This window comes from Paenibacillus sp. 01L418, from assembly GCF_056400045.1.
Genome location: NZ_JBFTSN010000421.1, coordinates 1 through 5,461 on the forward strand (window position 1 = coordinate 1; position 5,461 = coordinate 5,461).

Annotated in this window: 6 protein-coding genes; 4 read left to right on the forward strand and 2 right to left on the reverse strand. The window is 46.7% G+C overall.

Annotated elements, in window-relative coordinates; translation table 11 throughout:
* On the forward strand, positions 1-202 hold a 202-nt coding region (locus AC1DSE_RS29310), incomplete at its 5' end, for an IS3 family transposase (protein WP_477528631.1).
* A 96-nt stretch (positions 203-298) separates the two neighbouring features.
* Here AC1DSE_RS29310 and AC1DSE_RS29315 read toward each other — a convergent pair.
* On the reverse strand, positions 299-913 hold the full coding sequence (locus AC1DSE_RS29315; protein ID WP_339206364.1) for a PH domain-containing protein: 615 nt from the start codon (positions 911-913) through the stop codon (positions 299-301).
* A 251-nt stretch (positions 914-1,164) separates the two neighbouring features.
* Between AC1DSE_RS29315 and AC1DSE_RS29320 the strand changes: the two genes are divergently transcribed.
* Positions 1,165-2,604: an amino acid permease gene (locus AC1DSE_RS29320; RefSeq protein ID WP_477510991.1), complete on the forward strand. Its 1,440-nt coding sequence runs from the start codon at positions 1,165-1,167 to the stop codon at positions 2,602-2,604.
* Positions 2,605-2,682: 78 nt separating this feature from the next.
* Here the strand turns inward: AC1DSE_RS29320 and ytxJ are convergent, their stop codons facing one another.
* A complete protein-coding gene (gene ytxJ, locus AC1DSE_RS29325; protein WP_076268487.1) occupies positions 2,683-3,021 on the reverse strand; it encodes a bacillithiol system redox-active protein YtxJ in 339 nt (112 codons plus the stop codon).
* Between the two features lie 243 nt (positions 3,022-3,264).
* On the opposite strand from ytxJ, the gene AC1DSE_RS29330 reads away from it, so the two are divergent.
* Positions 3,265-3,840 carry a TetR/AcrR family transcriptional regulator gene (locus AC1DSE_RS29330; protein WP_441910574.1) on the forward strand — a complete coding sequence of 192 codons (576 nt, stop codon included), beginning with the start codon at positions 3,265-3,267 and terminating at the stop codon, positions 3,838-3,840.
* A gap of 76 nt (positions 3,841-3,916) precedes the next feature.
* Positions 3,917-5,461: YhgE/Pip family protein (locus AC1DSE_RS29335; RefSeq protein ID WP_477528632.1), on the forward strand; the 1,545-nt coding region annotated here is incomplete at its 3' end.

Genomic DNA, 5,461 nt, shown 5'->3' on the forward strand with positions numbered 1-5,461 from the left:
AACGCCCGCTGATAATGCCCCCATTGAATCGTTTCATTCCACACTAAAGTCTGAAACGTTCTACCTCGAAGGGTTGACCCATACAACGACTGCAATCGTTGAACAGACCGTTCGAGACTACATCACTTACTATAACGCAATTCGTATTCAAACGAAACTAAATAACCAGTCGCCGGTTGATTATAGGCGATTGGCCGTTTAAACTTGAAAGGTGTTTTGATCCCTGTCTCACAAATGGGGGTCAGTCCCGAAGGACGTTCTTCGTCTTTTTTCGTATCGTATGAAATTGGTCTCTTAACTAGTTGTTGATATAGCGCTCAAAAATAGCGCCAAAATCCTTGATGCGATATTGTTTGTGCGTGTTTACAAGCCAGTTGAACGCGGATTTGTTCAGTCCGTCGAACTGTTCGACGACATTGAAGTCGCCTTTATGGATTTGCTGCAACGTTGTGGATGCGAGATCCAGGCTGCGTCTTGCATATTCAAGCGAGATTTCGTTCTCGCGTGTAATTTCTGAGATTTTGATAAGTGCTTTATAAAGGTCTTTCAGCTCTTCGATATGCTTCTTATTTACATCAATTGAAAAGGGGATTGAGCCAATCGAGAACTTGATTTCAACGTCAAGGTCGACCGTGCCTGCCGTTTCCAATGCAACCTGTGAAATTTGGTTCGCGCTATAAGAGTAACGCTTCAATGTCCGTTTTTTGCTTAGTGCGCTTTTGCCGTCCAAATGAATGAGTGCAAGGTTTGTGAAGCAATATTCGTCGGTTTTTGACTTAATGAGAAAATAAATTTTCTCGTTATCCTCATGCATGACGTAATCGTCAGAATCGGCTTTGCTGAAATCTGCGGGCTTGATGATCGCGCCAATATCACTTATTCCAAGGGCATCTGCTGCTAATTTACCAAACATTTTACCATTCCTCTCATCGTTGCGTGGAATTCACACCTACTCATTATATATTAAAAAATGGAAAATATGATAGTCCATTTGTCGTATTTTAGCGCAGTATGATACTGGATAATCATCTATCTTATTAGCAGCTTATTCACAAGCTTTTGCATCGTTTATATAGAGAGTTTTATCTTTCTTAAATTTTTTATCGGATGGATAAAATACGGGAAATTCAACAAACTGAGGAGATGGAAAGGAGGAACGTGACAATGAGTGAGCAACGAGAGGATTCGAACACGCTGCGCAGAGGTTTGAAGGCTCGGCATATGACCATGATATCGCTTGGAGGTTCTATTGGTACGGGTTTGTTTCTTGCGAGTGGCGGTGCCATTCACTCTGCTGGGCCGGGAGGAGCGGTGCTTGCTTATTCGCTGATTGGCATTATGGTATATTTTCTGATGACAAGCTTAGGGGAAATGGCTACCTATATGCCTGTGTCTGGAACGTTCAGCACCTATGCAGCGCGTTTTGTTGATCCTTCGCTTGGTTTTGCGCTTGGCTGGAACTATTGGTACAACTGGGCGATAACGATTGCGGCGGAGTTGTCTGCGGCCACGCTTATTATGAAGTTTTGGTTTCCGAACAGTCCGTCTATTTTGTGGAGCGGTCTATTTCTATTGTTAATGCTTAGCCTTAACCTTCTGTCTGTTAAGGGTTACGGCGAATCGGAATACTGGCTTGCCATGATCAAAATTGTAACGGTAATCGTGTTTATCGCTATCGGCTTGATGATGGTGATCGGCATTTGGAATGGGAAAGCGGTTGGCATAAGCAATCTGACGGACAATCCGTTTCCTGCTGGTTTTTTAGCTACGTTAGGTGTGTTTATGGCTGCGGGCTTCTCTTTTCAAGGAACGGAGCTAATTGGAGTAACGGCTGGAGAGAGTGAGAATCCTCGCGAGAATATCCCGCGTGCCATCCGTTCTATTTTTTGGAGAATCCTCTTGTTCTACATATTGGCGATATTGCTAATTGGCATGTTGATCCCTTATTCAAACGCGCAGCTCGCGAGCGGAGACATTTCGACGAGTCCATTTACGATCATTTTCGAGAGAGCAGGTCTTGCCGTAGCGGCTTCAATTATGAATGCGGTCATTTTGACCTCGGTATTGTCAGCAGGCAATTCCGGTATGTATGCCTCTACGCGGATGCTTTGGGTGCTGGCGAAGGAGGGGAAGGCCCCTCGTTTTCTGGCTAAGCTGAACGTGCGCGGGGTTCCTGTAGCGGCGCTCCTTGCGACGGGGGCTCTTGGCATGCTCGCTTTCTTAGCTTCCTTCTTCGGTGACGGCGTAGTCTACGTGTGGCTGCTGAATGCTTCGGGGATGTCTGGCTTTATCGTTTGGCTTGGCATTGCAATTAGCCATTATCGCTTTCGCAGAGCTTATGTATCACAAGGCCACAAGCTTGAGGATCTGGCCTATTTGGCGAAATGGTTTCCGATTGGTCCGATCCTAGCTATGCTGCTCTGTATTGTTGTGATTGGCGGTCAGTTTATCGGCGCGCTCAAGGATGGCCGTATTGATTGGGCTTATATCTTCGCCTCCTACATCGGCATTCCCCTTTTCCTTGCCATCTTTATCGGACACAAATGGAAGTATCGTACTCGAATGCTGACGCTGGCAGAATGTAAGCTAGATCCGGAGGAATAGTATGAAAAAAAAGCTCCCAACCGTTATGCGCTGAGGCATTAGGCTGGAAGCTTTTTTTAATAAAATTTATAAAAAAAATTAGTCGAGTACAGCTGTAATATGAGCTTTAGTAATCGACCAGTGGGACGTCGTCCACACTTTTTCTTTTTTCTCGATAAAAATAATTTGCGGGGACTCATGCTTAACGGAAGTATCCTCAGCGATTTGGTTGGAAACCGGACGCGATTCGATGACTTTTACAAGCACGTATTCCACATCTTCTCTTGGTTTCCCATCAAGATATTGATTGAATTCTTGGTAAGCATTAGCGCTGACCGGGCAAGTGGTGCTGTGCTTGAATATAACGAGTGGACGAGTAGCTGAAGCTTCATAGACGTTATTCCATTCTTCAATGGACGTGATTTCTTTGTATGACATAAGGGGAACACTCCTTTTAATCTGCTGTGCAGAAATTAATTAAAACCGTACATATAGTATAGCGCTTTTTGACGAGTAAAGTCATTTTTTTGTCGTTATGCCCTGAGCCATATTGCTATTGTATGAATTGGGTATTGCAATCGGAATTGGCGCGTGCTATGATAACGGAAGTCGAAATGACCGTTTTAGTTTTTTGGTCAGTTTTTAAAGTAATAAAGGAATGAAATGCTCGGAGGTGAAGGAATGGCCATTGATCGACGACAGCAGATTGTGAATGCTGCGGGGAAGTCGTTCGCGTTGTTTGGGTATAAGGCGACGACCATGGATCAGGTAGCGAAAATTGCGAATGTGGGCAAAGGGACGATCTATACGTTCTTTACGAATAAAGAAGAGTTGTTCCACGAAATTATGAAGAAGCTTATTATTGAAATGAAGCAGGTTGCAGAAAAGGTTGTTGATCCTAATCGATTATTCTTCGATAATTTGAACGCTGCGCTCGAGCAGCTGCTCGATTTTCGCGAGGAACATGAGCTTGCACTTAAGCTATCGCATGAGGTACGCGAGATTGGTACGCCCATGGCGCTGGAGGGTATACAGCAAATAGAGAAGGCAGTCGTTGGTTATATTCAACATCAAATCCAGCTGGCGATCGATAAGGGCGAGATTAAGCCTTGTGATCCAGAAATGACTGCGTTTGTTATGCTCCGCTTGTATATGGCGCTTACGGTAGAATGGAAAAAAACGCATGAACCGCTGGACAAACAGCAAGTAGCGGAAAAATTGCGATTCTATATGCAAGTAGGATTGGCTCCGGAATAACCTGGATGCCTTTTTTTACACAAAGAAATGACCGAATGAGAGAAATAGTCAATCAGTAATTGGGAGAKTGGACGATTTGAAGTTCAAAGGTTTAAAGCAGTTTGGTAAAGAATTGTCCGGAATCGGCCGCAACAAAATGTTGTTGATATCGGTAATTGGCGTGCTGATGATTCCCGTTATGTACTCATCGATGTTTCTAGGGGCGTTTTGGGACCCGTACGGAAATTTGGATAAGATGCCGGTAGCTGTCGTTAATGCGGATAAAGGGTATGAATTTAACGGCGAGATGATGCATATTGGCGATGATTTTGAGGCAGAGCTAAAGGAAAATGAAAAATTTGAATGGCATTTCGTGAGTAAAGAGGAAGCTGAGGCGGGAATGGAAGATCATAGCTATTATTTGGCCATTGAGATTCCTTCTGATTTCTCGGAGAAAACAACCACTTTAACTTCAGATAAGCCAACACCGGCTAAGCTTACGTATTTAGCTAATGAGAGTTATAACTTTTTAGCTTCTCAGATTGGCAGCAAAGCAGTAGACACGATGAAAATGGAGCTTAACAAAGAAGTGACGTCGGCTTATACGCGCACTGTTTTTGAGCAAATGGAGGAGCTCGTGGATGGCATAAGCAAAGCGAGCGATGGTGCAGGTGAAATTGCTGATGGGACGACAAAGGCGAAGGACGGAGCCGTACTCATCGAGAAAAACTTAGCGAAGCTGGTCAGCGGATCGCTGACTCTCAAAGAGGGAGTCGCTAAGCTGAACGATGGCGGCAAGGCGCTTGGCAAAGGCAGTGCCGAGCTTAGCACGGGCACGAATGACCTATCTAGCGGCCTGGCGCAGCTGCTGGCAGCGCAGAAGGAGCTTGGCGCGGGAGCGGCATCGCTCGGTGAAGGCGCAGGCTCGCTTGGAGCCGGAGCGGTGAAGCTTAGCGACGGCTTGTCGCAATTAGCCGGAGCGAGCGGACAGCTGGCGGGAGGCGCGTCGGACGCGCAGCAGGCTGCAGGGCAGCTGGCGGGCGGTCTTAAGGAATCAGCTGCGGGCGAGGAGCAGCTGAAGGCAGGAGCGTCACAGCTGGCGAATGGGCTGGCGCAGCTGGGTCAGGCGAACCCCGAGCTGGCGGAGAGCGAAAGCTTTGCGTCTTTGCTCAAAGCGAGCCGAGAGCTTGCTGCGGGTCTGGAGAAGTCTTCAGAAGGACAGAAGCAGCTGAGAGACGGGGCGTCTAAGCTGAGCGACGGCCTAGTCAAAGTATCTGATGGACTAGGAACCTTCGATAAGAAGGTCGAGGAAGCAGCGGCCGGCGGCAAGCAGCTTGGTGCAGGCGCAGAGCAAGTAGTCGCTGGTGCGAAGAAATTTTCAACCGGCATGAATCAGTTTGGCTCGAAGCTTGCTGAAGCAAGTGCCGGCGGAACAAAGCTTGCAGCAGGTGCCAAACAGCTGAACAGCGGGGCAGCAACGCTTACGTCTGGACTTTCACAATTGTCCTCAAGCATTACGCCATTCGTTAATGGTTCAGTAGAGCTGGAGGATGGTGCGCAGCAAGTAGCTTCAGGTTTGTTGAAATTGGAGGATGGCACTCAGGAGTTGTCTGGCAAGCTGAATGAAGCGTCGGATAAGACG

Bases quoted from the DNA above. Each gene is read 5' to 3' on its own strand.
- ytxJ (WP_076268487.1), bottom strand. From the start codon at position 3,021: ATGTCATACAAAGAAATCACGTCCATTGAAGAATGGAATAACGTCTAT.
- AC1DSE_RS29320 (WP_477510991.1), top strand. From the start codon at position 1,165: ATGAGTGAGCAACGAGAGGATTCGAACACGCTGCGCAGAGGTTTGAAG.
- AC1DSE_RS29315 (WP_339206364.1), bottom strand. From the start codon at position 913: ATGTTTGGTAAATTAGCAGCAGATGCCCTTGGAATAAGTGATATTGGC.
- AC1DSE_RS29330 (WP_441910574.1), top strand. From the start codon at position 3,265: ATGGCCATTGATCGACGACAGCAGATTGTGAATGCTGCGGGGAAGTCG.